The sequence below is a fragment of the Streptomyces sp. NPDC030798 genome, assembly GCF_055572275.1.
In genome coordinates, this window is sequence record NZ_JBVIDR010000014.1 from 209,090 (window position 1) to 234,271 (window position 25,182).

The following is a 25,182-nucleotide window of genomic DNA, read 5'->3' on the forward strand; positions in this document are numbered from 1 at the left end:
GGTCTTTCGTTTGGATCAGGCCGGATCAGGGAGCGGGGTCTGGTGCCGTGCATCGCAAGGCGGAGGAGGGCGACATGGCGGAGCCATGGCAACCGACGACAACGCCGCGAGGCGCGGTGCCAGGGTCCGCGAGCCCGGCAAGATCCGAACGAGAGGCCCTAGGGCCGGACCCTGTTCACCAGGTGACCGGCAGGGTGCGTGGTCCGCGGATCATGGTCTGGTGCCGCCACCGGACCTGGTCCGCGGGCACGGCCAGGCGCAGCCCCGGGAACCGCTCCAGGAGCGTGCCGACCAGCAGTTCGGTCTGCAGCCGGGCGAGAACGGCGCCGGTGCAGTAGTGCGGGCCGTTGCCGAAGGACAGGTGCGGGTTGGGATCCCGGTCGGGGTGGATGGTGTCGGGGTCCGGGAAGACGTCGGGGTCGCGGTTGGCGGCGAGGTAGGAGACGTAGACCGGTTCGCCCGCCGCGATGCGGTGGCCGGCGATCTCCACGTCCTCCAGGGCGATCCGGGCGAGCCCGACCGAACTGCGGTGCGGGATGTAGCGCAGCAGCTCGTCCAGCACCGGACCGCGCGCCTCCGGACGGCCGCGCATCCGCTCCATCAGCTCCGGGCGGGTCAGCAACAGGTACAGCGTCTGCCCGCAGTTGTGGGTGACCGCCTCCCCGCCGATCTGCAGCGGGCCGGCCAGGCCGACGGCCTCCTCCTCGCTGATGTCGCCACGCGACACGGCGGCCCCGAGCAGCGCGTACACGTCCTCGCCGGTGCTGTGCGCGCGGGCGCGGACGATGGTCCGGATCCAGCCGTACAGCCCCGTCTTCGCCTGCCCGGCGGCCTCGGGACCGCCCGCGGTGGAGATGATCTGCCGGGTCCAGGCGTGCACCTGCTCCCGGTCGGCGGGCGGCACGCCCATCACCTCGCTGACGACCGTGAGCGGGAACGGCTCCAGCACCCGCTCCACCAGGTCGGCGGGCGGTCCCTCCCGGACGACGCCGTCCACCAGCTCGTCGAGGATCTCCTGCGCGCGCGGGCGCAGCCGCTTCATCGCGCTCACGGTGAAGGCGCCCGCGACCGGCTTGCGCAGCCGGTTGTGGTCGGGCTGGTCGGCCCAGGCGAGCGAGCCGGGGCGGGGCGCGAAGTTCGGGGCCATCCGGGTCACATGGCGGCGGGTGACCTCCGCGCGGCTGAACCGCGGATCGTTGGTGATCAGCCGGACGTCCTCGTACCGGGTGGCCAGCCACGCCCAGCCCTCGCCGTGCGGCAGCCGGATCCTGGTCAGCGGGCCCTCGCGCATCAGCTCGGCGAGGACCGGGTCGGTTCCGGTGCCGTCCAGGTCGAGCGGCGGCCAGTCCCGCACGGGCGGCGGCACCTGTCCGGTGAGCGTGCCGGTCTCCTCGGTCATGCCCTCCACCCTCGTACGACCCGCCGCCCGCTGTCCTGCGCTGGTGCTCCAGCCGGGGAGGGCCTCGTCCGGCATCCGCCGGCGGTCTCAGAGGGCGTCCACCAGCGCGGCCAGCGCCGAGGCCAGCCGCTCCAGGCCGGGCCCCGCCGGGCCGCCGGGCTCGCTCATGTAGGTGTCCCGGCGTATCTCCACCATCAGCGCGCTCACCCGGGCGTCCGTGCCGTAGTACTCCAGTGGCACGTACGTCCCGCTGAACGGACTGTCCAGCCCGGTCTCCCCGCACCCGGCGAACGCCGACCGCGCCGCCTGCGTCAGCTCCGGCGGGGTGTGGAAGGCGTCCGTGCCCAGGCAGACGGGCGGACGCGGTCCGGCGCCGTGCAGCTCGTAGGGCAGCGCCTCGCTCGGATAGGAGTGGACGTCGATCACGACCGCCCGCCCGGTCGCGGCCAGCCGCTCCGCCACCGCCTCGCTCATCGCCCGCGCGTACGGCCGGAAGTACCGCTCCAGCAAGGGGTGCGGGTCGGTGTCCGGGGCCCGCAGCTCGCCCCGGTGCGTGGTCCGTGTGTACACGGCGCCCATGCCCACGGCGAGCATCTCCTCCCGCTCGTCCGGGAACCGCTCCGGGTCCACCACCAGCCGCGACAGCCGGTTGACGAACCGCCAGGGCCGGACCCCGGCCAGTTCCGCCGCCCGCTCGGCGATGTCCGCCGTGTGCGCGTCGGTGATGTGGTCCAGCTCCCGCTCCAGCGCCACGTCGTCCAGCACGATGCCCGCGCGCACCTCACCGGGGATGTCCCGGGCCGCATGCGGCACATGCAGCAGCACGGGGGAGTCGGCGGCACCGGGCAGCAGGGCGAAGGAGGACACGGGCGGCTCCGAGGCGTGGTCGAGGGCGTTGACAAGGATCAAGGTGCCACACGCCACTGACAACGAAGGGGGAGAGGCCGCGATCGGCCCCCGCGACTGCGGGCGGAGCGCGGCCCACGGCGCCCGGCACGCGGCGCGGCCCCCCGTGCGGCGAAGCGCTGCGGGACCCCGCGGGGCGCGGCCCGGCCGGCGCCTCCCCGACGGTCGTCCGGCCCCCGGTATGCGACCGCCCCGGCCGGGGAAGTCCGGCCGGGGCGGAGGCACTTGCGGTGACGGCGCAGGCGCCGCGGGTGCTAGCCGAGCGACGCCAGCGTCTCGTTCCAGGTGGCCGACGGGCGCATGACCGCGTCCGCCTTCGCCTTGTCGACCTGGTAGTAGCCGCCGATGTCGGCCGGCTTGCCCTGGACGGCGATCAGCTCGTCCACGATCTTCTGCTCGTTCGCCGCGAGGCTCTCGGCCAGCGGCGCGAAGGCCTTCGCCAGGTCGGCGTCGTCGGTCTGCCGGGCCAGCTCCTGCGCCCAGTACAGGGACAGGTAGAAGTGGCTGCCGCGGTTGTCGATGCCGCCCAGGCGCCGGGTCGGGGACTTGTCCTCGTTGAGGAACGTCGCCGTGGCCCTGTCGAGGGTGTCGGCGAGGACCTTGGCGCGCGTGTTGCCGGTGGCCGCCGCGTACTGCTCGAAGGACGGCACCAGGGCGAAGAACTCACCCAGGGAGTCCCAGCGCAGGTAGTCCTCCTTGACGAGCTGCTGCACGTGCTTGGGCGCGGAGCCGCCGGCGCCCGTCTCGAACAGGCCGCCGCCCGCCATCAGCGGGACCACCGACAGCATCTTGGCGCTGGTGCCCAGCTCCAGGATCGGGAACAGGTCGGTGAGGTAGTCGCGCAGCACGTTGCCGGTCACCGAGATGGTGTTCTCGCCGCGGCGGATGCGCTCCACCGACAGCTTGGTGGCCTCGACCGGGGACAGGATCTTGATGTCCAGGCCCTCGGTGTCGTGCTCCGGCAGGTACTGCCGGACCTTGGCGATCAGGTTGGCGTCGTGGGCGCGGGTCTCGTCCAGCCAGAACACGGCCGGGTCGCCGGTGGCGCGGGCGCGGGTGACGGCCAGCTTCACCCAGTCGCGGATCGGGGCGTCCTTGGTCTGGCAGGCGCGGAAGATGTCGCCGGCGGAGACGGTCTGCTCCAGGACGACGTTGCCGGCCTGGTCGACCAGGCGGACCGTGCCGGTGACCGGGATCTCGAAGGTCTTGTCGTGCGAGCCGTACTCCTCGGCCTTCTGCGCCATGAGGCCGACGTTCGGGACGGAGCCCATGGTCGACGGGTCGTAGGCGCCGTGGGCACGGCAGTCCTCGATCACGGCCTGGTAGACGCCGGAGTAGGAGGAGTCCGGCAGCACCGCGAGGGTGTCGGCCTCCTGGCCGTCCGGGCCCCACATGTGGCCTGAGGTGCGGATCATGGCCGGCATCGAGGCGTCGACGATGACGTCGGACGGCACGTGCAGGTTGGTGATGCCCTTGTCGGAGTCGACCATCGCCAGCGCGGGGCCCTCGGCCAGCTCGGCCTCGAAGGAGGCCTTGATCTCGGCGCCCTCCGGCAGGGCCTCGATGCCCTTGAGGATGCCGCCCAGACCGTCGTTCGGGGTCAGGCCGGCCGCGGCGAACGTCTCGCCGTACTTCGCGAACGTCTTCGGGAAGAACGCGCGCACCACGTGACCGAAGACGATCGGGTCGGAGACCTTCATCATCGTGGCCTTCAGGTGCACGGAGAACAGGACGCCCTCCTCCTTGGCGCGGGCGACCTGGGCGGTCAGGAACTCGCGCAGCGCGGCGACGCGCATCACGGAGGCGTCGACGACCTCGCCCTCGAGGACCGGCACGGACTCGCGCAGGACGGTGGTGGAGCCGTCGTCGCCCTTGAGCTCGATGCGCAGCGCGCCGGCCTCGGAGATGACCACGGACTTCTCCGTGGAACGGAAGTCGTCCGCGCCCATGGTGGCCACGTTGGTCTTGGAGTCGGCGCTCCAGGCGCCCATGCGGTGCGGGTGGGTCTTGGCGTAGTTCTTCACCGACGCGGGGGCGCGGCGGTCCGAGTTGCCCTCACGCAGCACCGGGTTGACCGCGGAGCCCTTGACCTTGTCGTAGCGGGCGCGGATCTCGCGCTCCTCGTCGGTCTTCGGGTCGTCCGGGTAGTCCGGCAGCGCGTAGCCCTTGCCCTGCAGCTCGGCGACGGCGGCCTTGAGCTGCGGGATGGACGCCGAGATGTTCGGCAGCTTGATGATGTTGGCGGCGGGCGTCTTCGCCAGCTCGCCCAGCTCGCTCAGGGCGTCCGGGATGCGCTGGTCCTCGTTCAGGTACTCCGGGAAGACGGCGATGATGCGCCCGGCCAGCGAGATGTCGCGGGTCTCCACGGGCACACCGGCCTGCGAGGCGTACGCCTGGATCACCGGCAGGAACGAATGCGTCGCCAGGGCCGGGGCCTCGTCTGTGTAGGTGTAGATGATGGTCGAGTCAGTCACCGGGTGCTCCGCTCCACGTCTGCAACATTGCTCGACATCAAGATATCTCGTGCCCGGGATCCGCTCGACAGGGACCTCGTTCGAAAAGGTGCCGATCGAGTGCAACCGAATCCACGATCTCGTGGTCATGACAAGCGATCGCCCAACTGACCGGCGGCCGACCCGACCACCCGGCCGCCCGAGCGAAAGCGAACCATGAGATATCGCACCAGAGTGACGGCCCCGGTGGCCGCCCTGATCGGCACCGCGGCGGCGCTCACGGCGGGCTCCCCGGCCCAGGCCGCGCCCGGGGGAGCGGCCCGGCGCAAGACGGCAGGCCCCGGCGCCGAGACCCTCGGCGACCCCGTGTTCCCCACCCTCGGCAACAAGGGCTACCGGGTCTCCTCCTACGCCCTCGACTTCACCTACGACGCGACGGCCAAGACGGTCAACGCGACGGCGACCCTGCGCATACGCACCGACCGGGCGCTGAACCGCTTCTCGCTCGACGCTCTGGGCCTGGACATACGCTCGGTGACCATCGACGGCGCCGGCGCCTCCTTCGAGCAGGTGGGGGAGAAGCTGCGGATCACGCCGGCCAAGGAGCTGGCGTCCGGGACCAAGGTCAAGGTGCGCGTCACCTACTCCGCCGACCCGCGCCGCAGTCTCGCCCACACCGCCTGGGTTCCCACCCCGGACGGCTTCGCGATCTGCCCGCAGCCCAACTCCGCGCACACCGTCTTCCCGTGCAACGACCATCCCTCGGACAAGGCGGACTTCACCTTCCGCATCACCGTCCCGAACGGGCTGCGCGGCGTGGCGAACGGCAACCTCACCGGCACCGAGGCGCTGTCCGGCGACCGTACGGCGTACACGTACCGCTCGGCGTCCCCGATGGCCACCGAGCTGGTCCAGATCACCGTCGGTGACTACGTCGTCAAGGACCGGCAGGGCCCGCACGGCCTGCCTTTGCGCGACGTCGTCCCGTCCGCGCGGGCCGCCGCGCTGGAGCCGGCGCTCGCGCTCACCCCGAACCTGGTGACGTGGCTGGAGTCCCGGCTGGGCGCCTTCCCGTTCGAGACGTACGGCCTGCTGCCGTGCAACTCCGACGACCCGAAGGCCTTCGACTTCACCGGCCTGGAGACGCAGACCCTCACCCTGTACAAGCCGAACTTCCTGCTCCAGCCGGAGAAGAGCATCGGCTCGCACATGATGCACGAGCTGGTCCACTCCTACTTCGGCAACCTGGTCAGCCCCGCCACCTGGGCCGACCTGTGGCTCAACGAGGGCCACGCGGACTTCTACGGGCTGCTCTACCGCTACGAGCGGGGCTGGGCCGACTCCCTGGGCCTGACCACGATGGAGGCCCGGATGAAGGACACCTACGCGCGCGGCGACCAGTGGCGCCGCGACTCCGGCCCGGTGGCGGCCCCGAACGCGACGAACCTCTTCGACAGCCAGCGCTACCTGGGCGGCGTGCTCGTCCTGTACGCCTTCCGGCAGCAGGTCGGCGAGCAGGTCTTCAACGCCGTCGAGCGCCGCTTCCTGGAGCGCTTCCGCAACTCCTCGGCGGCCACCGAGGACTACATCGCGGTCGCCTCCGAGGTCTCCGGCCAGGACCAGTCCGGCTTCCTGCGCGACTGGCTCTACGGCACGAAGACCCCGCGCATGCCCGGCCACCCGGACTGGACCGTGAACCCGGTCGCCTCCTCCTTCGCGGCCCCGCACAGCAAGCGCGGCGGCCACTGGCACGAGAACTCGGCCACCCTCTGATCAACCCGGCGGGCGGACCCGACCCCGGCTCCGCCCGCCTCCCGGGCCCTAGTCGGTCACCGCGCCCCGCGCGGCCTCCTCCCCGTTCCGCTGATGCGGGATCACCACCGTGCCCTGCTGCAGGGCGACCGTGCGGGTGGGGGACGGGATGCGGATGCCCTCCTCGCGGTAGCGGCGGTGCAGGCGCTTGATGAACTCGTGCTTGACGCGGTACTGGTCGCTGAACTCGCCGACCCCGAGGATCACCGTGAAGCCGATCCGGGAGTCCCCGAAGGTGTGGAACCGGATGGCGGGCTCGTGGTCCGGGACCGCGCCGGTGATCTCCGTCATCGTCTCCGCGATCACCTCGGTGGTGACCCGCTCGACGTGGTCCAGGTCGGAGTCGTAGCTCACGCCCACCTGCACCAGCACCGTCAGCTGCTGCTCGGGGCGCGTGTAGTTGGTCATGTTGGTCTTGGCGAGCTGGCCGTTGGGGATGACCACCAGGTTGTTGGACAGCTGCCGCACCGTCGTCTGACGCCAGTTGATGTCCACCACATAGCCCTCCTCGCCGCTGCTGAGCCGGATGTAGTCGCCCGGCTGCACGGTCTTGGAGGCGAGGATGTGAATGCCGGCGAACAGGTTGGCGAGTGTGTCCTGCAGAGCCAGCGCCACCGCCAGACCGCCCACACCGAGGGCGGTCAGCAGGGGCGCTATGGAGATGCCGAGCGTCTGCAGGACGACGAGGAAGCCGATCGCCAGCACCAGCACCCGGGTGATGTTGACGAAGATGGTGGCCGAGCCCGCCACGCCCGAGCGGGACTGGGTGAGCGAGCGGACCAGACCCGAGATCACCCGGGCCGCGGAAAGGGTCACCACCAGGATGAGCCAGACCTGGAGGATCTGGTCGACATGGTGCTGGACCGTCCGGGTCAGCGGCAGCAGCGCCCCGGCCGTGGCGGCACCGCCCGCGATCGCGGCCCACGGGACGACGGAGCGCAGCGCGTCCACGATGACGTCGTCCCCGCTCCAGCGGGTCCGCTTGGCGTGCCCCGCCAGCCAGCGCAGCAGCGTGCGGGACAGGAAGGCGAGCAGCAGGCCCGCGCCCAGGGCGATGCCGGCGAGGACGAGGTCGTCCAGCGTCAGCGCGCGGTTCACCGGTCACCTCCGGCACGCAAAGCGGCTGCCCAGAGCCTGATGTGAAGTCTCGTCACGTTGTCACCTGCTCGATGTCCGGGATGTGCCGTCGCGCCCCCGCCGACGCATGCGGCGAGCGGCGCGACCGTTCATCCTGCCGCATCCGGCACGGCAGTTCGCACCCGGAGGTCACGGACCGTCTCCCGGGCGGCCGCTCACACATCCGTGAAGGACCCGTGCCGCCCCGCACCGTCCGCGAACCGTGCCGCCCCCTCCAGCCCCTTGGCCAGTACGCCCGCCCCGTGCCTGAGTTCCGTGCGCAGGGCCGCCTCCTCGGTCAGTCCCTCCTGGTCCAGGACCGACGCGCGGTCGGAGCGCAGACAGGACTGGGGCAGGCGGGCGAGGGACGCCGCCAGTTCCTCGGCGGCGGCCCGGGCGTGGCCTGTGGGGACCAGGCGGTTGGCCAGCCCCATCTCGTACGCCTCGCGGGCCGGGACCGGGCGGCCGGTCAGGATCATGTCCATCGCCCGGCCGGTCCCGATCAGCCGGGGCAGCCGTACCGTCCCGCCGTCGATCAGCGGCACGCCCCAGCGGCGGCAGAACACCCCGAACACGGCGTCCTCCTCGGCGACCCGCAGGTCGCACCAGAGCGCCAGTTCGAGACCGCCCGCCACGGCGTGCCCGGCGACGGCCGCGATCACCGGCTTGGACAGCCGCATCCGGGTCGGCCCCATCGGCCCGTCGCCCTCCTCGGCCACCCGGTTGCCGCGCTCGGTGCCCACCGCCTTCAGGTCGGCGCCCGCGCAGAACGTGCCGCCCTCGCCCCACAGCACCGCCACCCGCGCCTCGTCGTCCGCCTCGAACTCCCGGAAGGCGGCGGCGAGTTCGGATGCCGTTCGGCCGTCCACCGCGTTGCGGGCCCCGGGCCGGGACAGGACGACGGTGGTGACGTGCTCCTTGCGCTCCACACGGACCGACACGGCGGGTGCTCCTCACATCAGGCGCGGCTCGGACGGCCACTGTGCCTCAGACGACCTTCAGCCGCACCAGCGCACCCAGCGTCAGCGCCCCCGGCACCAGCGGCACCCACACCGTGATGACCCGGTAGGCGAGCACCACCGCCGTGGCCACCGCGGCCGGTCCGCCCGCCGCGACCAGCGCCACGATCAGCGCCGCCTCGACCGACCCCAGCCCGCCCGGCGCCGGCACCAGGGCCACCGCCACCGTCGCCGCCAGGTACGCCAGCGCCATGTGCATGGGCGGCACCGGCAGCCCCAGCGCCTGCCCCACCGCGGCGAGCGCGGTCGCCTGGAGCGCCGGGAAGGCCAGCGAGCCGCCCCACAGGGCCAGCGCCCGGCCCGGGCGGGTGTGCACCGACCGCGCCTCGTCCAGGGCGTCCCGCAGGAACCGCCGCACGGCCGTGCGCAGTCGTCGTACGAGAAGCAGCCCGGCCGCCGCCACGCCCGCGAGCCCGCACGCCCCGAGCAGCAGCGGGAGCGAGGCCGTGGCGGGCAGCAGCGTGCCGAGCCGCAGCGCGTCCGGGAAGGCGACCAGCAGCGCGGCCAGCAGCCCGAGCCGGCCCACGCTCTCCGCGAGCAGATACAGGGCGAGCGCCGCGGAGGAGCGGGCCGGCGGCACCCCGCACACGGTCATGAAACGCAGGTTCACCGCGCTCGCGCCGAGCCCGGTGGGCAGCAGATGGTTGGCCGCACCCGCCGCGAACTGCGTGGCCAGCAGCCGCCCCTTCGGCAGCGGCTGGACCACCGCGCCCTGCCGGCCGAACGCGGCCGCGACCCAGGTCAGACAGGTGGCCCCGGCCGCGGCCAGCAGCCACGGCCAGGAGGCGGTGCGCAACTGGCCGAAGCCCTCGGCCAGCACCGAGCGGTGCCGCGCCGCCGCCACCGCCACGAGCAGCAACGGGACCAGGCACAGCGCCCGGCGGACGGGGACGCGCCGGGGGTGGCGCCCCGGGGCGACGTCGGGGAGTCGTAGCGCTGTCACACCGGGAGAGGTTCTCCGCGCCGCGCCAACGGCGGGTGGCGCGGGCGCGGACGGCGGCTTACGGACGGGCAGCGGGTGAGACTCACGCGCGGGCCGCGGATGCGCGGGGGAAGAGGCGCGGACATTGACCTCAATGTTGCTTGAGGTTCTACCGTCTCTCCCATGAGCATGGAGACCACCGCATGGACGCAGCTGCACAGCGTGATGACCGCGCAGGCGGAACGACGTCCCTTCGCCCGCGCCACACTGCGCCGCATCGCCGCCTTCGCCCGCCCGCACCGCGCGGGCATCGCCCGGTTCGTGCTGCTCGGGGTGGTGACGGCCCTGCTCGCGGTGGCGACCCCGGTGCTCGCCGGCCGCGTCGTCGACGCGATCGTGGCGGGGCACGACTCCGGCACGGTCGTCCGGCTCTCCCTGCTCATCGCGCTCGTCGCCCTCGCCGAAGCGGGGCTCGGCATCCTCGGCCGGCGCCTGTCGGCGACGCTCGGGGAGGGGCTCATCCTCGACCTGCGTACGGCTGTGTTCGATCATGTGCAGCGCATGCCCGTGGCGTTCTTCACGCGTACTCGTACGGGAGCGCTGGTCAGCCGTCTCAACAACGACGTGATCGGCGCCCAGCGGGCCTTCGCCAACACCCTGTCGGGCGTGGTGTCCAACGTGGTGACGCTGCTGCTCACCCTCGCCGTCATGCTCACCCTGTCCTGGCAGATCACCCTGCTCGCGCTGGTGCTGCTGCCGGTGTTCGTGCTGCCGGCCCGCCGGATGGGCAGCCGGATGGCTCGGATGCAGCGGGAGGCGGCGGCGCTGAACGCGGCCATGGGCACCCGGATGACCGAGCGGTTCTCCGCGCCCGGCGCCACCCTGGTCAAGCTGTTCGGCCGCCCGGAGGAGGAGTCGGCGGAGTTCGCGGCCCGCGCCCGCCGGGTGCGCGACATCGGCGTGCGCACGGCGACGGCCCAGTCCGTCTTCATCACCTCCCTCACCCTGGTCTCCGCGCTCGCCCTGGCCCTCGTCTACGGCCTCGGCGGCTGGTTCGCGCTGCGCGGCACCCTGGAGGCGGGCGCGGTCGTCTCCCTCGCCCTGCTGCTGACCCGGCTCTACGCCCCGCTCACCGCGCTCGCCGGGGCCCGCGTCGAGGTCATGTCCGCGCTGGTCAGCTTCGAGCGGGTCTTCGAGGTGCTCGACCTGAAGCCGCTCATCGAGGAGAAGCCCGACGCCGTCGAGGTGCCGGCGGGCCCGGTCGCCGTCGAGTTCGACGACGTCCACTTCTCCTACCCCTCCGCCGACCAGGTCTCCCTCGCCTCCCTCGAGGAGGTCGCCGCCCTCGACACCCGGGGCGGCAGCGAGGTCCTGCGCGGCATCTCCTTCCGCGCCGAACCCGGCCAGACCGTCGCGCTCGTCGGCTCCTCCGGCGCCGGCAAGTCCACCATCGCCCAGCTGCTGCCGCGCCTGTACGACGTCGACGCGGGGGCCGTGCGGATCGGCGGCGTCGACGTGCGTGACGCGAGCGCCGCCTCGCTGCGGGCCACGCTGGGCATGGTCACCCAGGACGGCCACCTCTTCCACGACTCGGTCCGCGCCAACCTGCTCCTCGCCCGGCCCGAGGCGTCGGACGAGGAGCTGTGGGAAGCCCTGGGCCGCGCCCGCCTCGACGAGGTCGTCCGCTCCCTGCCCGACGGCCTGGACACGGTCGTCGGCGAGCGCGGCTACCGGCTCTCCGGCGGCGAACGCCAGCGCATGACCATCGCCCGGCTGCTGCTGGCCCGGCAGCGGGTCGTCATCCTCGACGAGGCCACCGCCCACCTGGACAACACCTCGGAGGCGGCCGTCCAGGAGGCGCTCACCGAGGCGCTGGAGGGCCGCACCGCCGTGGTGATCGCCCACCGGCTGTCCACCGTCCGCGCCGCCGACCAGATCCTGGTCGTCGAGTCCGGCCGGGTCGTGGAGCGCGGCACACACGAGGAACTCCTCGCGGAGTCCGGCCGCTACGCAGAACTCCACCGCACCCAGTTCGCACACCGGAGGGAGCCGGACGCCGGAGTGGCGGTGGGCTGAGCCCGCGGACGCCGGGCAGAGGCGGCGACGCGCGGCCCGAGGGCGGGCTGATGGCGTGGATGCCGGGCCGGTGACGGATCGGGGGCCGGGCCGAGGTGGCGGCGCCGGTGCGGCGGTGGGCTTCTGACGCGGACGCCGGGCCGGTGGCCGGCCTGACGTGGCGACGCCCCTTCGGGGTGAGTTCGTAGCGCGGACTCCGGCCCGGCGGTGGGTGATGGCGGGTCGCCGGGCCGTCGGGGTGAGGTGGCGGACACCGGCCAGGGGGCGGCTGAGGGGCGCTCGCCGGGTCGGGGTGGGGCCGAGGTCGTGGTGCCCGGTCGTCTGCAACGGCGGCCGCACCTACTTCTTCCGGACCGGGATGCCCTACGACCCGCCGAGCCAGTCCGCATGGATGAACGGCCCCACGAAGGGGTGCGCCGCCCACAGGGTCGCGGACTCCGTCACCGGCCACCAGGCCTACGGCCTCGGCAGCCACTGCTCCTTCAACGCCGACCCCGGGATCACCGCCGACCGCGCCGTCGAAGCACCGGACGACCCGGCCGTCCGCTTCACGAGCACGGTGACGGTCTCCTCGGCGGCACCGGTGCGGGAGGAGCTGAGCCGCACCACGTGTGAGGCGCCGCAGCCTGGATACGCGGTGTGCACGGCGTCACGGCCCCTGGCGGAAGGCCCTCCCTGCCATGACCAGCGAAAACGAGCCCGGTACGCGCTCGGAGATCACCCTCCGGGTGAACGGCAAACCCCACACCCTGCTCGTCGACCACCGGCGGGTCCTGCTGGACCTGCTGCGTGAGGATCTCGATCTCACCGGGTCGAAGAAGGGCTGCGACCACGGCCAGTGCGGTGCCTGCACCGTGCTGGTCGACGGGCGCCGCCTCAACAGCTGCCTGCTGCTCGCCGTCACCCTCGACGGCAGCGAGGTCACCACCATCGAGGGCCTGGGCGGCGACGGCGAGGAGCCGCACCCGCTCCAGCGGGCCTTCCTGGAACGCGACGCCTTCCAGTGCGGCTACTGCACCCCGGGCCAGATCTGCTCCGCCGTCGGCATGCTCGCCGAGGCCGCGGCCGGTCACCCCTCCCACGTCACCGACCCCGTCGAGCCCTCCGGCCGGCCCGTCCCGCTGGACCGGGCCGAGATCCGTGAGCGGCTCAGCGGCAATCTGTGCCGGTGCGGGGCCTATCCGCGCATCGTCGAGGCCGTCGAGGACGTGATCCGGTGAAGGCGTTCGGATACCTCAGGCCGCGCACCGTCGAGGAGGCCGCCGAGGCGTACGCCGCCCATCCCGGCGCCCGCTACCTCGCCGGCGGCACCAACCTGGTCGACCTGATGAAACTCGGGGTGGAGAGCCCCGCCCTCCTCATCGACGTCGGCCGGCTGCCGCTGGACCGGATCGAGCAACTGCCGGACGGCTCGGTGCGCGTCGGCGCCACCGTCCGCAACAGCGACCTCGCCGCCCATCCACTGGTCCGCGACCGCTACCCGGTGCTGTCCCAGGCGCTGCTCGCCGGCGCCTCCGGGCAGCTCCGCAACGCGGCCACGACCGGCGGGAACCTGCTCCAGCGGACGCGCTGCCCCTACTTCCAGGACCTGGACAAACCCTGCAACAAAAGGGTGCCGGGCAGTGGCTGCGGCGCCCTGCAGGGCGTCCACCGGGACCACGCCGTCTTCGGGCACTCCGAGGACTGCATCGCCACGCACCCCTCCGACATGGCCGTGGCGCTCGCCGCCCTCGACGCCCGGGTCGAGCTGTACGGCACCGAGGGCACCCGGAGCATCCCGGTGACCGACTTCCACCGCCTGCCCGGTACGCACCCGGAGCGGGACACCGAGATCCGCCCCGGCGAACTGATCACCGGCGTGCTGCTCCCGGCCGCCCGGGCCGGCATCCCCTCCGCCTACCGCAAGGCCCGCGACCGCGCCTCCTACGCCTTCGCGCTCGCCTCCGTCGCCGTCGTCCTGCGCGTCGAGGACGGCATCGTCGACCGGATCGGCCTGGCCTTCGGCGGCCTGGCCCACCGTCCCTGGCGGGCCCACCACGCGGAAACGGCCCTCCTCGGCGCCGCCGCGACCCGACCGGCCTACGAAGGCGCGATCGACCTGGAACTCGACCGGGCGGAGCCCCTCCGGGACAACGCCTACAAGGTCCCCCTGGCTCACAACCTGGCCCTGGACGCCCTGACCCGCCTGACCCCCAGCCCCATCCCGGCCTGACCCCCAGGAGCCCCCATGCCCTCCAGCCCCCCGCCCCCGAACGGTCCCGCGACCCACGGCGGCCTCCGGTGGGGCGACGCGTCGGTCGGGAGCGCTCTGCCGGGAGGTGCCGCGCCGCCGCGCGGGAGCCGGCCGTCCGACCATCCGGCCGAGCCCTCCGCCGGCCGTACGGTGGCCCAGGGCGGTCTGCCGGGCGCAGCCCCCTCGACGCCCGGACACTCGCTCAGGGACGCCTCCCCGAGCCGACACGGGCAGCAGGAAGACGCGGCGACGGCCGAAGCCGACGCGCCCCCCGGCGAACCGACGCCGCACGGCGTTCCGCACGGCGTTCCGCACGGCGGCACCCCCTCGCTCCCCGGTGCTCTGCCGGGGGACTCGGTCCGTGTGACGGGCGGTGGGCCGGTAGGCCGCCGCGGGATGCGGGGGAGCCCGGCGGGGGGCGAGGATCCGCTGATGCCGGGTGGGATGCCCGGTGAGGGTCCTCTGGCCGCCGGTGAGGACTCCCTGACGCCCGGCGGTCTGCCCGGGGACGAGCCTCCGGGTGGGTGGACGGAGGGTGCCGGGAAGGGGGGTGCCGTGGCCGCCGGGGTGCGGGACGCCCGGCCCTGGCAGGAGCCCACCCCCCGTACCGGGACCGCGCTCGGGGCCTCGGTCGGGCGGCGGGAGGGGGCCGAGAAGGTGCGGGGACTTGCGCGGTACGCCGGGGAGTACGCGCCGGGCGGGCGGGTGCACGGGTGGCCGGTGCCTGCCGGGGTGGCCCGGGGGCGGGTGACCGGGGTGGACACCTCGGCCGCCCTGGCGCTGCCCGGGGTGCTCGACGTGCTCACGCCGGGGGACGCCCCCCGGCTCGCCGCACCCGAGGACGCCACCCTCGCCGTACTGCAGAACGCCCGCGTCCCGCACCGGGGCTGGTGCGTCGCCCTGGCCGTCGCCGAGACGCCGGAGGCGGCGCGGGAGGCCGCGCGCGCCGTCCGGGTCACGTACGCCGTCGAGGCGCACGACGCCGACCTCCGGCCGGACCATCCGGGCGGCTACGAGCCCGAGGAGGCCAACGGCGGCGAGCCCGGCCGGCTCGAGGTCGGCGACCCGGAGGCCGCCTACACCGCCGCCCCGGTCCGCGTCGACACCGGCTACCGGGTCCCCCCGCTGCACAACCACCCCATGGAGCCCCACACGAGCACCGCCGAGTGGGACGGCGACCGGCTCACGGTGTACACCTCCAGCCAGGGCGGCACGACCGTGCAGTCCGTGCTCGCCGGGCTGTTCCGGCTGCCCGAGGACCAGGTGACGGTGGTCGCCGAACACGTCGGCGGCGGCTTCGGCTCGAAGGGCACGCCACGCCCCGACGTCGTCCTCGCCGCCCTCGCCGCCCGCCGCACCGGACGGCCCGTCACCGTCGCCTGCCCGCGCCGCCACATGCCCACCACGGTCGGCCACCGCGCGCCCACCCTGCACCGCCTGCGCCTCGGCGCGACCCCCGACGGCCGGCTCACCGCCGTGCTGCACGAGGTGACCACCCACACCTCGCACGTCAAGGAGTTCGTCGAGCAGGCCGCCGTACCCGCCCGCGTCATGTACACCACCCCGCACCTGCTCAGCTCCCACCGCGTGGTGCCCCTGGACGTCCCCAGCCCCTCCTGGATGCGCGCCCCCGGCGAGGCCCCCGGCATGTACGCCCTGGAATCCGCCATGGACGAACTCGCCGACGCCCTCGGCCTGGACCCCGTGGAACTGCGGATCCGCAACGACGCCGACCGCGAGCCGGGCAGCGGCAGCCCCTTCTCCAGCCGGCACCTCGTGGAGTGCCTGCGCGAGGGCGCCCGCCGCTTCGACTGGGACCGCCGCGACCCCCGCCCCGGCACCCGTACCGAGGGCCCGCTGCTGCTCGGTACCGGCGTCGCCGCCGCCACCTACCCCGCCATGGCCTTCCCCTCCACCGCCACCGCCGACGCCCTGCCCGACGGCACCTTCGTCGTCCGGATCAACGCGGCCGACATCGGCACCGGCGCCCGTACCGTCCTCGCCCAGGTCGCCGCCGACGCGCTCGGCGTGCCCCTGGACCGGGTGCGCACCGAGGTGGGCCGCACCGATCTGCCCCCGGCCTCCCTGGCCGGCGGCTCCTCCGGCACCGCCTCCTGGGGCTGGGCCGTCCACGAGGCCTGCACCGACCTGGCCACCCGGCTCGCCGCCCACCCCGGCCCGCTGCCCGCCGAGGGCCTTCAGACCCGCGCCGACACCACCGGGCGCGCCGACGCCGACAGCCGCTACGCCCGGCACGCCTTCGGCGCCCACTTCGCCGAGGTCGCCGTCGACACCGTCACCGGCGAGATCCGCGTACGACGGCTGCTCGGCGTCTACGCCGCCGGACGCATCCTCAACGCCCGCACCGCCCGCTCCCAGTTCGTCGGCGGCATGACCATGGGCCTCGGCATGGCGCTGACCGAGGGCAGCACCCTGGACCGCCCCTTCGGCGACTTCGCCGAGGCCGACCTCGCCTCCTACCACGTACCCGCCCACGCCGACGTGCCCGACATCGAGGCCCACTGGATCGAGGAGGACGACCCCCACCTCAACCCGATGGGCAGCAAGGGCATCGGCGAGATCGGCATCGTCGGCACCGCCGCCGCGATCGGCAACGCCGTCCACCACGCCACCGGCATCCGCTTCCGCGAGCTGCCCCTCACCCCCGACCGCCTCCTCACCGCCCTGCTCTCCGAGGGATGACGGCCCGGCGGACACACGCGAAGGAGGACCGCCTGCGGTGACGGGTCTGCTGTGGGAGTACGACGGATACGACCCCGCGGAGGAACGCCTGCGGGAGTCCCTGTGCACCCTGGGCAACGGCCGCTTCGCCACCCGCGGCGCCCTGCCCGAGTGCACCGCCGACGCCGTGCACTACCCCGGCACCTACGCCGCCGGCTGCTACGACCGGCTCACCTCGAAGGTCGCCGGACGCCTGGTCGAGAACGAGGACATCGTCAACCTGCCGAACTGGCTGCCACTGCGCTTCCGCGTCCCCGGCCGCGACTGGCTCACCCCCGACACCGCCCCCGTCGCCGAGCACCACCTGGCCCTCCACCTGGACCCCGGCGTCCTGGAACGCCGCACCCGCTACCGGCTCGGCCCCCGCGGCACCCTCCTGGTCCGCCAGCTCCGCCTCGTGCACATGGCCGACCCCCATCTCGCCGCCCTGCGCACGGACTTCACCGCCGAGAACTTCACCGGCGACCTCGAGGTCGAGGCCGCGATCGACGGCGGCGTCACCAACTCCGGCGTGGACCGCTACCGGGACCTGGACGGCCGCCACCTCACCGACGTCGAGGCGGGGCGCGCCGCACCGGGCACGGCGTGGCTGCGCTGCCGCACCCGGACCGCCGACACCGGCATCGGCCTCGCCTCCCGGCTCACCGCCGACGCGCCCGTCTCCGACACCGGCGAGGCGCGGCGGGCCGTACAGCGGCTGCGGCTGCGGCTGGCCCCGGGCCGCCGGGTCACCGTCGACAAGACGGTCGCCCTGCACACCTCCCACGACCCGGCCATCAGCGACCCGCTGTGCGCCGCCGTCGACCGGGTCGCCGACGCGCCCTCCTTCGACGACCTGCTGGGCTCCCACACCACCGCCTGGGAACAGCTGTGGCGGCGGGCCGAACTCGACGTCCCCGGCGACCCGGGCCGCATCCTGCGCCTGCACCTCTTCCACGTGCTGCAGACCCTCTCCCCGCACACCGCCGACCTGGACGTCGGCGTGCCCGCGCGCGGACTGCACGGCGAGGCCTACCGCGGGCACGTCTTCTGGGACGAGCTGTTCGTCCTGCCGTACCTCAACCTGCACCTGCCCGAGGTCTCCCGCGCCCTGCTGCACTACCGCCACCGCCGCCTGGACGCCGCCTGCCACGCGGCCCACGAGAGCGGCCGGCGCGGCGCGCTCTACCCCTGGCAGAGCGGCAGCGACGGCCGCGAGGAGACCCAGCAGATGCACCTCAACCCCCGCTCGGGACGTTGGCTGCCCGACCACTCCCGGCTGCAGCACCACGTCGGCTCGGCGGTGGCGTACAACATCTGGCAATACTGCGAGGCCAGCGGCGACATCGACTTCCTGCACACCGAGGGCGCCGAGATGCTGCTGCACATCGCCCGCTTCTGGGCCGACTCGGCCCGCTACGACGAGCATCTCGGCCGGCACCGCATCCGGGGCGTCGTCGGCCCCGACGAGTACCACGACGCCTACCCCGACGCGCCCGGACCCGGCCTGGACGACAACGCCTACACCAACGTCACCGCCGCCTGGGTGCTCATCCGCACCCTGGACCTGCTGCGCGCCCTGCCCGAGCCGCGCGCCCGCGAACTCACCGAGGGCCTCGGCCTGGAGCCGGACGAGCTCGCCCGCTGGGAGGAGGTCTCCCGCACCCTCCACGTCCCCTTCCACGACGGTGTGATCAGCCAGTTCGAGGGCTACGGCCATCTCGCCGAGCTGGACTGGGACGGCTACCGCGAGCGCTACGGCGACATCCGGCGCCTGGACCGGATCCTGGAGGCGGAGGGCGACACCGTCAACCGCTACAGGGCGTCCAAACAGGCCGACGTGCTGATGCTCGGCTATCTGTTCTCCCCGGCCGAACTCCAGCGGCTGTTCGCCCACTTGGGTCACCGGCTCGACGAGGACACCTGGCGCGCGACGGTCGACCACTATCTGCACCGCACCACGCACGGCTCCACCCTGAGCGGCCTGGTGCACGGCTGGATCCTGGCCCGCGCCCGCCGCGCCGGTGCCTGGACCTTCGTCCAGGAGACCCTGCGCGGCGACGTCGCCGACGTCCAGGGCGGCACCACCGGCGAGGGCATCCACCTCGGCGCCATGGCCGGCACCCTCGACCTCGTGCAGCGCTGCCTGACCGGCCTGGAGACCCGCGACGGCATGCTCTGGCTCGACCCGGTCCCGCTCCCGGAGCTCTCCTCCTACGGCTTCTCGCTGCGCTACCAGGGCCACTGGGGCGTCCATCTGCGGCTGCGTTCCGGCCAGTTGGAGGCCGTCGTGCCGGCGTCCTCCGGCCGCCCGCCGATCGACATCCGGCTGCCGGACCGGGTGGTGCGGGTCCGGCCGGGCGAGCGGGTGCGGATGGCGCTGCCGGACTGAGGGAAAGGGCTGCGTGAGCGGACGATGCGGCATGATGCGTGCCCGGGCGAGTGGGGGAGTGGACGATGCGGGAGACGGAGGAGACCACGGCGGGCGCCCCGTTGCGCGCCCTGGCCGTCGACGACGAGGAGCCGGCCCTCGAGGAACTGGTGTACCTGCTCGGCGAGGACCCGCGGGTCGACACGGTCGTGCCCGCGCTCGACGCCACCGAGGCGCTGCGCCGGCTCGAACGGGCCAGGGACGCCGGGCCGGATTCCGCCGAGGCCGTCGACGTCGTCTTCCTGGACATCGACATGCCCGGCCTCGGCGGCCTGGACCTCGCGCGGCTCCTCGGCGGCTTCAGCGCCCCGCCGCTGATCGTCTTCGTCACCGCCCACGAGGACTTCGCGCTGCGCGCCTTCGACCTCAAGGCCGTGGACTACCTGCTCAAGCCGCTGCGCAAGGAGCGCTTCGCGGAGGCCGTGCGCCGCGTCGCCGAGCTGACCCGCGCCGGGCAGGGCCCCCGGCCCCCCGTCCGTGCGGCGGGCGGCCCCGGCCCGGAGCCGGCCGGGGCGCTCGGTGACCAGGTCCCCGTGGAACTCGGCGGGGTGACCCGGTTCGTGCCCATCGCCGACATCACCTGCGTCGAGGCCCAGGGCGACTACGCCCGCCTGCACACCGCGCACGGCAGCCACCTGGTGCGGATCCCGCTGTCCGCGCTGGAGGAGCAGTGGCGCTCGCGGGGGTTCGTGCGCATCCACCGCAGCCGGCTCGTCGCCCTCGGCCGCATCGAGGAACTCCGCCTGGACGGCGGCAACCTGACCGTCAGGATCGGCGACCGCGTCCTCGCCGTGAGCCGCCGCAACGCCCGCGAACTGCGGGATCTGCTGACCCGACGGGCCAGCGGCGCCGTCGACCGCGCCCGCTGACCCCAGGCCCGGCGCCGACCGGGTGCCGAACCCTGTCACGCGTCTACCTGACCGGTGGCGCGCTGCGTACACTCGCCGCAACGAGGTGATCACCGCGGCGTCGGGGAGTGCGTCATGGATCCGGATTCCGCCCCGCACGAGCAGTCGCCGTCCACGCGTGAAGAGGCGGCCGCCGGGCGCGGAGAGCCGGTCACCGGTGCCGGAGCAGCCGCCGACGGGAGGCGGGAAGGCGTGGCCGGGCGGCGGGAGGTCGTCACCGCAGGCCCCCATGCGCCGCGCGCCCACCGCCCCGGACGCCCGCCGACCGGGACCGCCTCCGCGACCGAAGTCGGCGCGACCGTCTCAGGGCTGATGCGGCGTCAGTTGCGTGCCGCTCTCTCGGCGGTGGTCCTGCTCGTCGTCCCGCTCGGGCTGCTGCCCGTACTTCTGGCCGGTACGGGGCCCGACGTCCCGCTCGCCGGCTGGCTCGTCCTGGGGGTGGCGCCGTACCCCGTCCTGCTCGGCGCGGGGGCCTGGTACGTCCGCCGGGCCGAGCGCAACGAGGGTGATGTGACCGGGCGTTGAACCAGACGTACGCAATCGCCGGGGTGTCGGCCGTGGTCCTCGCCACGGTGCTCGTCGGCGCGCTGGGTCTGCGGATCTCCCGCACCACCTCCGACTTCTACGTCGCCTCCCGCAGCGTCCCGCCCCGGCTCAACGCCTTCGCCGTCAGCGGCGAGTACCTGTCCGCCGCGTCCTTCCTCGGCGTCGCCGGACTGCTCCTCGCCCAGGGCGCCGACATGCTCTGGTTCCCCATCGGCTACACCGCCGGCTTCCTGGTCCTGCTGGTCTTCGTCGCCGCTCCGCTGCGCCGCTCCGGCGCCTACACACTGCCGGACTTCGCCGAGGCGCGGCTGGAGTCCCGGGCCGTGCGGCGTATCGCGAGCGTCCTGGTGGTCGGGGTCGGCTGGCTCTACCTGCTGCCCCAGCTGCGCGGCGCCGGACTGACCCTGCGGCTGCTCACCGGGGCGCCCGGCTGGTTCGGCGGCCTGGTCGTCGCCGCCGTCGTGACGGGGGCCGTGGCCGCGGGCGGCATGCGCAGCATCACCTTCGTCCAGGCCTTCCAGTACTGGCTGAAACTCACCGCCCTGCTGGTGCCCGCCGTGTTCCTGCTGCTCGCCTGGCGCGCGGACTCGGCCCCGGCGCCGGCCTGGGACGAGCGGCCGGTCTTCCAGCGCTCGACCCAGGTGCGCGTCGACCGCCCGCTGACCCTCACGGTCCGCGAACCGGTCCGCGTCACCGCGGCCACCGGTACCGTCGACGGCCGCACCCGGGACGGCGGCCCGCTCACCCTCGCCCCCGGCACCCACCGCGTCGCCGCCGGCACCACCCTGCGCTTCCCGTCGGGTACGCCCGTACCGCTGCCCGACGACGAGACCGGGCCGGCGGCACCGTCGAGTTGGGCGAAGCCGCTGTCGGCCGGCCGCGAGCAGCACGGCCTGTACGCCACCTACGGGCTGATCCTCGCCACCTTCCTCGGCACCATGGGCCTGCCGCACGTCGTCGTCCGCTTCTACACCAACCCCGACGGCCGCGCCGCCCGCCGCACCACCGTCGTCGTCCTCGGCCTGCTCGGCGCCTTCTACGTGCTGATCCCCCTCTACGGCGCGCTCGGCCGGCTCTACGCCCCCGATCTGCTGCTCACCGGCGACACGGACGCGGCGGTCCTCGTCCTGCCCCAGCGGCTGATCGGCGGCGTCGGCGGCCATCTGCTCGGTGCGCTCGTCGCGGGCGGGGCCTGCGCGGCGTTCCTGTCCACCGTCTCGGGCCTCACCATGTCGGTGGCGGGCGTCCTCGCCCAGGACGTGCTGCCGACCCTCGGCATCCGGCACTTCCGGCCGGCCACCCTGCCGGCGATCGCGGTGCCCACCGCCGCCGGCGCCGTCGTCAGCGACCTGCCCGTGGCGGACGCGGTCGGCCTCGCCTTCGCCGTCTCCGCCTCCTCCTTCTGCCCGCTGCTCGTTCTCGGCATCTGGTGGCGCGGCCTGACGCCGCCCGGCGCGATCGCCGGGCTGGTCCTCGGCGGCGGCTCGGCGCTGCTCGCGGTGACGGTCACCATCGCCGGCGGGGCCCGCTCCGGCTGGCTGCACACCCTGCTGGCCTGGCCGGCCGTCTGGTCGGTGCCGCTGGGATTCGCCGCGATGGTGACGGTCTCGCTGGCCACCCGCGCCCGCGTACCGGCGAGCGCCGCCGCCACGATGGCCCGGCTCCATCTGCCCGAGACCCTGACCGCCGAGTCCCCGGCCGCCGAACCCCCGACCGGCCGTGTCACCCCGCACGAGGGCCGCCCATGAGTGTCCTGGGTGCCGCCGTACTGGCCCTCGCCGGTCTCGCGCTGTTCGCCCTCGGCGCGGCCCTCGGACACGCGGGCGCCCGCCGGCAGCAGGAGAACCCGGCCGGCCCCGGCACCCCGGTCGAGCGGGCCACCTTCCACACCCTGCACACCGCCTCGCTCGCCGCACCGCCCCTGCGCGCGGGCCTCGACCCCGACACGGCCCGCAAGGCGGCCCGGCGGCTGCGGCCGCTGCTCGGCACGGTCGCGCTGGCCCTCACCGACGAGGAGTCCGTGCTCGCCTGGGACGGCGTCGGCGACCACCACCGCGCCGAGGCCGAGGCCCGGCTCGCCCACGCCGTGCGCACGGGCCGCCCGCAGACCTTCGCGCTGTCCTGCGGCAACGAGACCTGTCCCGTGCGCTGGGGCGTCGTGGCGCCGCTCGGCGTCGACGGCCGGGCCCCGGGCACACTGGCCGCCTTCGCCGACGAGGAGTCGGCGGGCGTCGTCCGGGCCGCCGAGGAGGTGGCCCGCTGGGTGTCCGTGCAGCTCGAACTCGCCGACCTCGACCGGGCCCGCTCCAGCGTGATCGAGGCCGAGGTGCGGGCCCTGCGCGCGCAGATCTCGCCCCACTTCGTCTACAACTCGCTGGCCGTCATCGCCTCCTTCGTCCGCACCGACCCCGAGCGCGCCCGCGAACTCCTTCTGGAGTTCGCCGACTTCACCCGCTACTCGTTCCGCCGGGGCGGTGACTTCACCACCCTCGCGCAGGAGTTGCGCTCCATCGAGCAGTACCTCGAACTCGCCCGCGCCCGCTTCGGCCGGCGCCTGGAGGTCACCCTGAGGATCGCCCCGGAGGTCCTGCCCGTCACCCTGCCGTTCCTGTGCCTGCAGCCGCTCGTCGAGAACGCCCTCAAGCACGGCCTGGAGGAGTCCGTGGACCGCGGCCGCATCACGATCCTCGCGGAGGACGAGGGCACCGAGGCCCGGGTCGTCATCGAGGACAACGGCGTCGGCATGGACCCCGGGCGGCTCCGCGAGATCCTGCGCGGCGGCGGACCCTCCAGCGGCGTCGGTCTGAGCAACGTCGACATGCGCCTGCGCCAGGTGTACGGCGACGAGCACGGCCTGGTCATCGAGACCGGCGTCGGCGCCGGCACGAAGATCACCGTACGCGTCCCCAAGTTCCACCCGGGCATCCGCCCGGCGACCTGAGAGGAGAACCGGCCGATGACCGCCGACCGCGCCGTGGCCCTGCTGCGTGAACTCGGGGCCGAGCAGATGCCGCACCCCGGCGGCACCCTCCTGGCGCATCTGCGCCGCGTCCAGGACCGGCTGGCGCTCTGGCAGGCCCGCCCGGCCCTGCAGCTCGCCGGGCTGTGCCACGCGTTCTACGGCACCGACGGCTTCCCCGGCGCCCTGCTGCCCCTGGACCGCAGAGCGGATCTGCGGGCCGTGATCGGCACCGAGGCCGAGGAGATCGTCCACCTCTACGCCGCCTGCGACCGCAAGGCCACCTACCCCGGCCTCGCCCGGCCCGACGCCCCCTTCCACGACCGCTTCACCGGCCGTGCCGTCGTCCCCGTACCGCGGCTGCGCCGGGACTTCGCCGAGCTGACGGCCGCCAACGAACTCGACCTCGCCCGCCTCGACCCCGCCTTCCGCGACCGGTGGGGCCCCGACCTGCTGGCCCTGTTCACCCGCGTGCGGGACCTGCTGACCGCCGAGGCGTGGCTCGACTGCCGAACGCTCCTGGCCGGCCCCTCACGGTGACCCCTTCGCCGGTGCGCGTGGCCCGGCCGCTCAGGGGTACCCCGGTCACCGGACATCGCGGGGGCCAGCGGATCCCCCGGCTCCGGCGAAGGGCGGCCTCCCATGCCTCGCATCTCGGACGACCCCACGCACGACGCGGTCGACCTGCACTTCATCGGCAACGCGACCCTGCTGGTGCGCCACGGGCCGCTCACCCTGCTCACCGACCCCAACTTCCTGCACCGCGGCGAGTACGCCTACCTCGGACACGGGCTGGTGAGCCGCCGGCTGACCGAGCCGGCCCTCGACGTGGAGGAGCTGCCCCGCCTCGACGGGATCGTGCTCTCCCACCTGCACGGCGATCACTGGGACCGCCGGGCCCGCCGCCACCTGGACCGGACGGTGCCCATCCTGACCACCCCGCACGCGGCGCGCCGGCTGAAGGTGGTGCAGGGCTTCCGGCGCACCGCCGGCCTGCGCACCTGGCAGTCGCTCACCCTGCAGCAGGGCGGGGCCCAGGTCAGGGTGACCTCCCTGCCCGGCCGGCACGCCGGCCATCCGGTGCTGCGCGCCCTGCTGCCGCCCGTGATGGGCAGCATGCTGGAGTTCGGGCCGGTCGGCGGGCCGGTGCGCCTGCGCCTGTACCTCTCGGGCGACACGATGCTCTACGACGGGCTCGACGAGATCACCCGGCGCTTCCCGGTCGCCGACCTCGCCGTACTGCACCTGGGCGGCACCCTGCTGCCGGGCGGCTTCCTGGTCACCATGGACGGCGCGCAGGGAGCGGAACTCGCCCGGCGTCTGGACCCGCGGCTGCTGTTGCCCGTGCACTACGGCGACTACACGGTGATGCGCTCACCGCTGTCCGCGTTCCTCGCGCAGGCGGACCGGCTGGGCCTCGGCGATCGGATCGTCCCGTGCCGGCACGGTCAGCGGGCCCGCCTGACCCTGGAGCCCGGGGCTGTCCCCACGGTCGGCTGAAGGGGCAGCCTCACCAGTAGTGACGCCGGCCGGCGACCGCGTGCCCCATGGCTCCGAGAATCCAGAGGACCGCACCGATCACCACGAGGATGATGCCGATGGTCCACAGGATCGACAGGCCTGTGAGGAAACCGATGATGAGCAGGATGATGCCGAGGGCGATCATGACGTGCCTCCTGCG

The 25,182-nt window shown here is 74.0% G+C and carries 20 protein-coding genes; 12 read left to right on the forward strand and 8 right to left on the reverse strand.

Annotation, left to right across the window (positions count from 1 at the left end; all coding sequences use genetic code 11):
• Nucleotides 1–175: 175 nt before the first annotated feature.
• The 3 genes from ACZ404_RS29305 to ACZ404_RS29315 all read right to left on the reverse strand — a co-directional run bounded on the left by ACZ404_RS29305 (nucleotide 176) and on the right by ACZ404_RS29315 (nucleotide 4,779).
• Entirely contained in the window at nucleotides 176–1,399 is a 1,224-nt protein-coding gene (locus ACZ404_RS29305; protein WP_468445005.1) for a cytochrome P450, read from the reverse strand.
• A gap of 87 nt (nucleotides 1,400–1,486) precedes the next feature.
• Entirely contained in the window at nucleotides 1,487–2,305 is an 819-nt protein-coding gene (locus ACZ404_RS29310) for an N-formylglutamate amidohydrolase (RefSeq protein ID WP_468445072.1), read from the reverse strand.
• A 254-nt stretch (nucleotides 2,306–2,559) separates the two neighbouring features.
• The gene (locus ACZ404_RS29315) at nucleotides 2,560–4,779 is read right to left on the reverse strand and encodes an NADP-dependent isocitrate dehydrogenase (protein ID WP_468445007.1); all 2,220 of its coding nucleotides are present in this window, start codon (nucleotides 4,777–4,779) and stop codon (nucleotides 2,560–2,562) included.
• Between the two features lie 195 nt (nucleotides 4,780–4,974).
• Between ACZ404_RS29315 and ACZ404_RS29320 the strand changes: the two genes are divergently transcribed.
• Nucleotides 4,975–6,531, forward strand: coding sequence for a M1 family metallopeptidase (locus ACZ404_RS29320; protein WP_468445009.1), 1,557 nt, complete (start codon nucleotides 4,975–4,977; stop codon nucleotides 6,529–6,531).
• Between the two features lie 48 nt (nucleotides 6,532–6,579).
• Here the strand turns inward: ACZ404_RS29320 and ACZ404_RS29325 are convergent, their stop codons facing one another.
• From ACZ404_RS29325 to ACZ404_RS29335, 3 genes are all read right to left on the reverse strand, one after another.
• A complete protein-coding gene (locus tag ACZ404_RS29325) occupies nucleotides 6,580–7,668 on the reverse strand; it encodes a mechanosensitive ion channel family protein (protein ID WP_468445011.1) in 1,089 nt (362 codons plus the stop codon).
• A gap of 194 nt (nucleotides 7,669–7,862) precedes the next feature.
• Nucleotides 7,863–8,627, reverse strand: coding sequence for a crotonase/enoyl-CoA hydratase family protein (locus ACZ404_RS29330; protein ID WP_468445013.1), 765 nt, complete (start codon nucleotides 8,625–8,627; stop codon nucleotides 7,863–7,865).
• Between the two features lie 46 nt (nucleotides 8,628–8,673).
• Nucleotides 8,674–9,648, reverse strand: a complete 975-nt coding sequence (locus tag ACZ404_RS29335) for a lysylphosphatidylglycerol synthase transmembrane domain-containing protein (RefSeq protein ID WP_468445015.1) — start codon at nucleotides 9,646–9,648, stop codon at nucleotides 8,674–8,676.
• A gap of 168 nt (nucleotides 9,649–9,816) precedes the next feature.
• Here ACZ404_RS29335 and ACZ404_RS29340 point away from each other — a divergent pair, with 168 nt between their 5' ends.
• Nucleotides 9,817–11,703, forward strand: coding sequence for an ABC transporter ATP-binding protein (locus ACZ404_RS29340; RefSeq protein WP_468445073.1), 1,887 nt, complete (start codon nucleotides 9,817–9,819; stop codon nucleotides 11,701–11,703).
• 456 nt (nucleotides 11,704–12,159) lie between these two features.
• On the opposite strand, the gene ACZ404_RS29345 is transcribed toward ACZ404_RS29340, so the two are convergent.
• Nucleotides 12,160–12,312 (reverse strand): hypothetical protein, encoded by a 153-nt coding sequence (locus ACZ404_RS29345; protein ID WP_468445017.1) that lies wholly within the window; start codon nucleotides 12,310–12,312, stop codon nucleotides 12,160–12,162.
• Nucleotides 12,313–12,383: 71 nt separating this feature from the next.
• Here ACZ404_RS29345 and ACZ404_RS29350 point away from each other — a divergent pair, with 71 nt between their 5' ends.
• From ACZ404_RS29350 to ACZ404_RS29395, 10 genes are all read left to right on the forward strand, one after another.
• Nucleotides 12,384–12,923: a 2Fe-2S iron-sulfur cluster-binding protein gene (locus ACZ404_RS29350; protein WP_468445019.1), complete on the forward strand. Its 540-nt coding sequence runs from the start codon at nucleotides 12,384–12,386 to the stop codon at nucleotides 12,921–12,923.
• Nucleotides 12,920–13,915 carry an FAD binding domain-containing protein gene (locus tag ACZ404_RS29355; protein WP_468445021.1) on the forward strand — a complete coding sequence of 332 codons (996 nt, stop codon included), beginning with the start codon at nucleotides 12,920–12,922 and terminating at the stop codon, nucleotides 13,913–13,915. Before ACZ404_RS29350 ends, ACZ404_RS29355 begins: the two co-directional genes overlap by 4 nt.
• Nucleotides 13,916–14,491: 576 nt before the next feature.
• The gene (locus ACZ404_RS29360) at nucleotides 14,492–16,639 is read left to right on the forward strand and encodes a xanthine dehydrogenase family protein molybdopterin-binding subunit (RefSeq protein ID WP_468445023.1); all 2,148 of its coding nucleotides are present in this window, start codon (nucleotides 14,492–14,494) and stop codon (nucleotides 16,637–16,639) included.
• Nucleotides 16,640–16,676: 37 nt separating this feature from the next.
• The gene (locus ACZ404_RS29365) at nucleotides 16,677–19,049 is read left to right on the forward strand and encodes a glycoside hydrolase family 65 protein (protein ID WP_468445025.1); all 2,373 of its coding nucleotides are present in this window, start codon (nucleotides 16,677–16,679) and stop codon (nucleotides 19,047–19,049) included.
• A gap of 65 nt (nucleotides 19,050–19,114) precedes the next feature.
• On the forward strand, nucleotides 19,115–19,957 hold the full coding sequence (locus tag ACZ404_RS29370) for a LytR/AlgR family response regulator transcription factor (protein ID WP_468445027.1): 843 nt from the start codon (nucleotides 19,115–19,117) through the stop codon (nucleotides 19,955–19,957).
• Between the two features lie 114 nt (nucleotides 19,958–20,071).
• Nucleotides 20,072–20,521: a hypothetical protein gene (locus ACZ404_RS29375; protein WP_468445029.1), complete on the forward strand. Its 450-nt coding sequence runs from the start codon at nucleotides 20,072–20,074 to the stop codon at nucleotides 20,519–20,521.
• A complete protein-coding gene (locus tag ACZ404_RS29380; RefSeq protein WP_468445031.1) occupies nucleotides 20,518–22,290 on the forward strand; it encodes a sodium/solute symporter in 1,773 nt (590 codons plus the stop codon). The genes ACZ404_RS29375 and ACZ404_RS29380 overlap by 4 nt, the downstream gene beginning before the upstream one ends.
• Nucleotides 22,287–23,483 carry a sensor histidine kinase gene (locus tag ACZ404_RS29385; protein WP_468445033.1) on the forward strand — a complete coding sequence of 399 codons (1,197 nt, stop codon included), beginning with the start codon at nucleotides 22,287–22,289 and terminating at the stop codon, nucleotides 23,481–23,483. The genes ACZ404_RS29380 and ACZ404_RS29385 overlap by 4 nt, the downstream gene beginning before the upstream one ends.
• A gap of 15 nt (nucleotides 23,484–23,498) precedes the next feature.
• Entirely contained in the window at nucleotides 23,499–24,041 is a 543-nt protein-coding gene (locus tag ACZ404_RS29390) for a DUF6817 domain-containing protein (RefSeq protein ID WP_468445035.1), read from the forward strand.
• 102 nt (nucleotides 24,042–24,143) lie between these two features.
• Complete coding sequence (locus ACZ404_RS29395; protein WP_468445037.1) at nucleotides 24,144–25,001, forward strand: MBL fold metallo-hydrolase; 858 nt, start codon at nucleotides 24,144–24,146, stop codon at nucleotides 24,999–25,001.
• 10 nt (nucleotides 25,002–25,011) lie between these two features.
• On the opposite strand, the gene ACZ404_RS29400 is transcribed toward ACZ404_RS29395, so the two are convergent.
• Nucleotides 25,012–25,167, reverse strand: a complete 156-nt coding sequence (locus tag ACZ404_RS29400; RefSeq protein WP_468445039.1) for a DUF6131 family protein — start codon at nucleotides 25,165–25,167, stop codon at nucleotides 25,012–25,014.
• Nucleotides 25,168–25,182: the final 15 nt, after the last annotated feature.

Coding starts and splice junctions, on each gene's coding strand:
- ACZ404_RS29370 (WP_468445027.1), top strand. CDS start 19,115: ATGCGGGAGACGGAGGAGACCACGGCGGGCGCCCCGTTGCGCGCCCTG.
- ACZ404_RS29385 (WP_468445033.1), top strand. CDS start 22,287: ATGAGTGTCCTGGGTGCCGCCGTACTGGCCCTCGCCGGTCTCGCGCTG.
- ACZ404_RS29375 (WP_468445029.1), top strand. CDS start 20,072: ATGGATCCGGATTCCGCCCCGCACGAGCAGTCGCCGTCCACGCGTGAA.
- ACZ404_RS29305 (WP_468445005.1), bottom strand. CDS start 1,399: ATGACCGAGGAGACCGGCACGCTCACCGGACAGGTGCCGCCGCCCGTG.
- ACZ404_RS29320 (WP_468445009.1), top strand. CDS start 4,975: ATGAGATATCGCACCAGAGTGACGGCCCCGGTGGCCGCCCTGATCGGC.
- ACZ404_RS29340 (WP_468445073.1), top strand. CDS start 9,817: ATGGAGACCACCGCATGGACGCAGCTGCACAGCGTGATGACCGCGCAG.
- ACZ404_RS29350 (WP_468445019.1), top strand. CDS start 12,384: ATGACCAGCGAAAACGAGCCCGGTACGCGCTCGGAGATCACCCTCCGG.
- ACZ404_RS29395 (WP_468445037.1), top strand. CDS start 24,144: ATGCCTCGCATCTCGGACGACCCCACGCACGACGCGGTCGACCTGCAC.
- ACZ404_RS29400 (WP_468445039.1), bottom strand. CDS start 25,167: ATGATCGCCCTCGGCATCATCCTGCTCATCATCGGTTTCCTCACAGGC.
- ACZ404_RS29390 (WP_468445035.1), top strand. CDS start 23,499: ATGACCGCCGACCGCGCCGTGGCCCTGCTGCGTGAACTCGGGGCCGAG.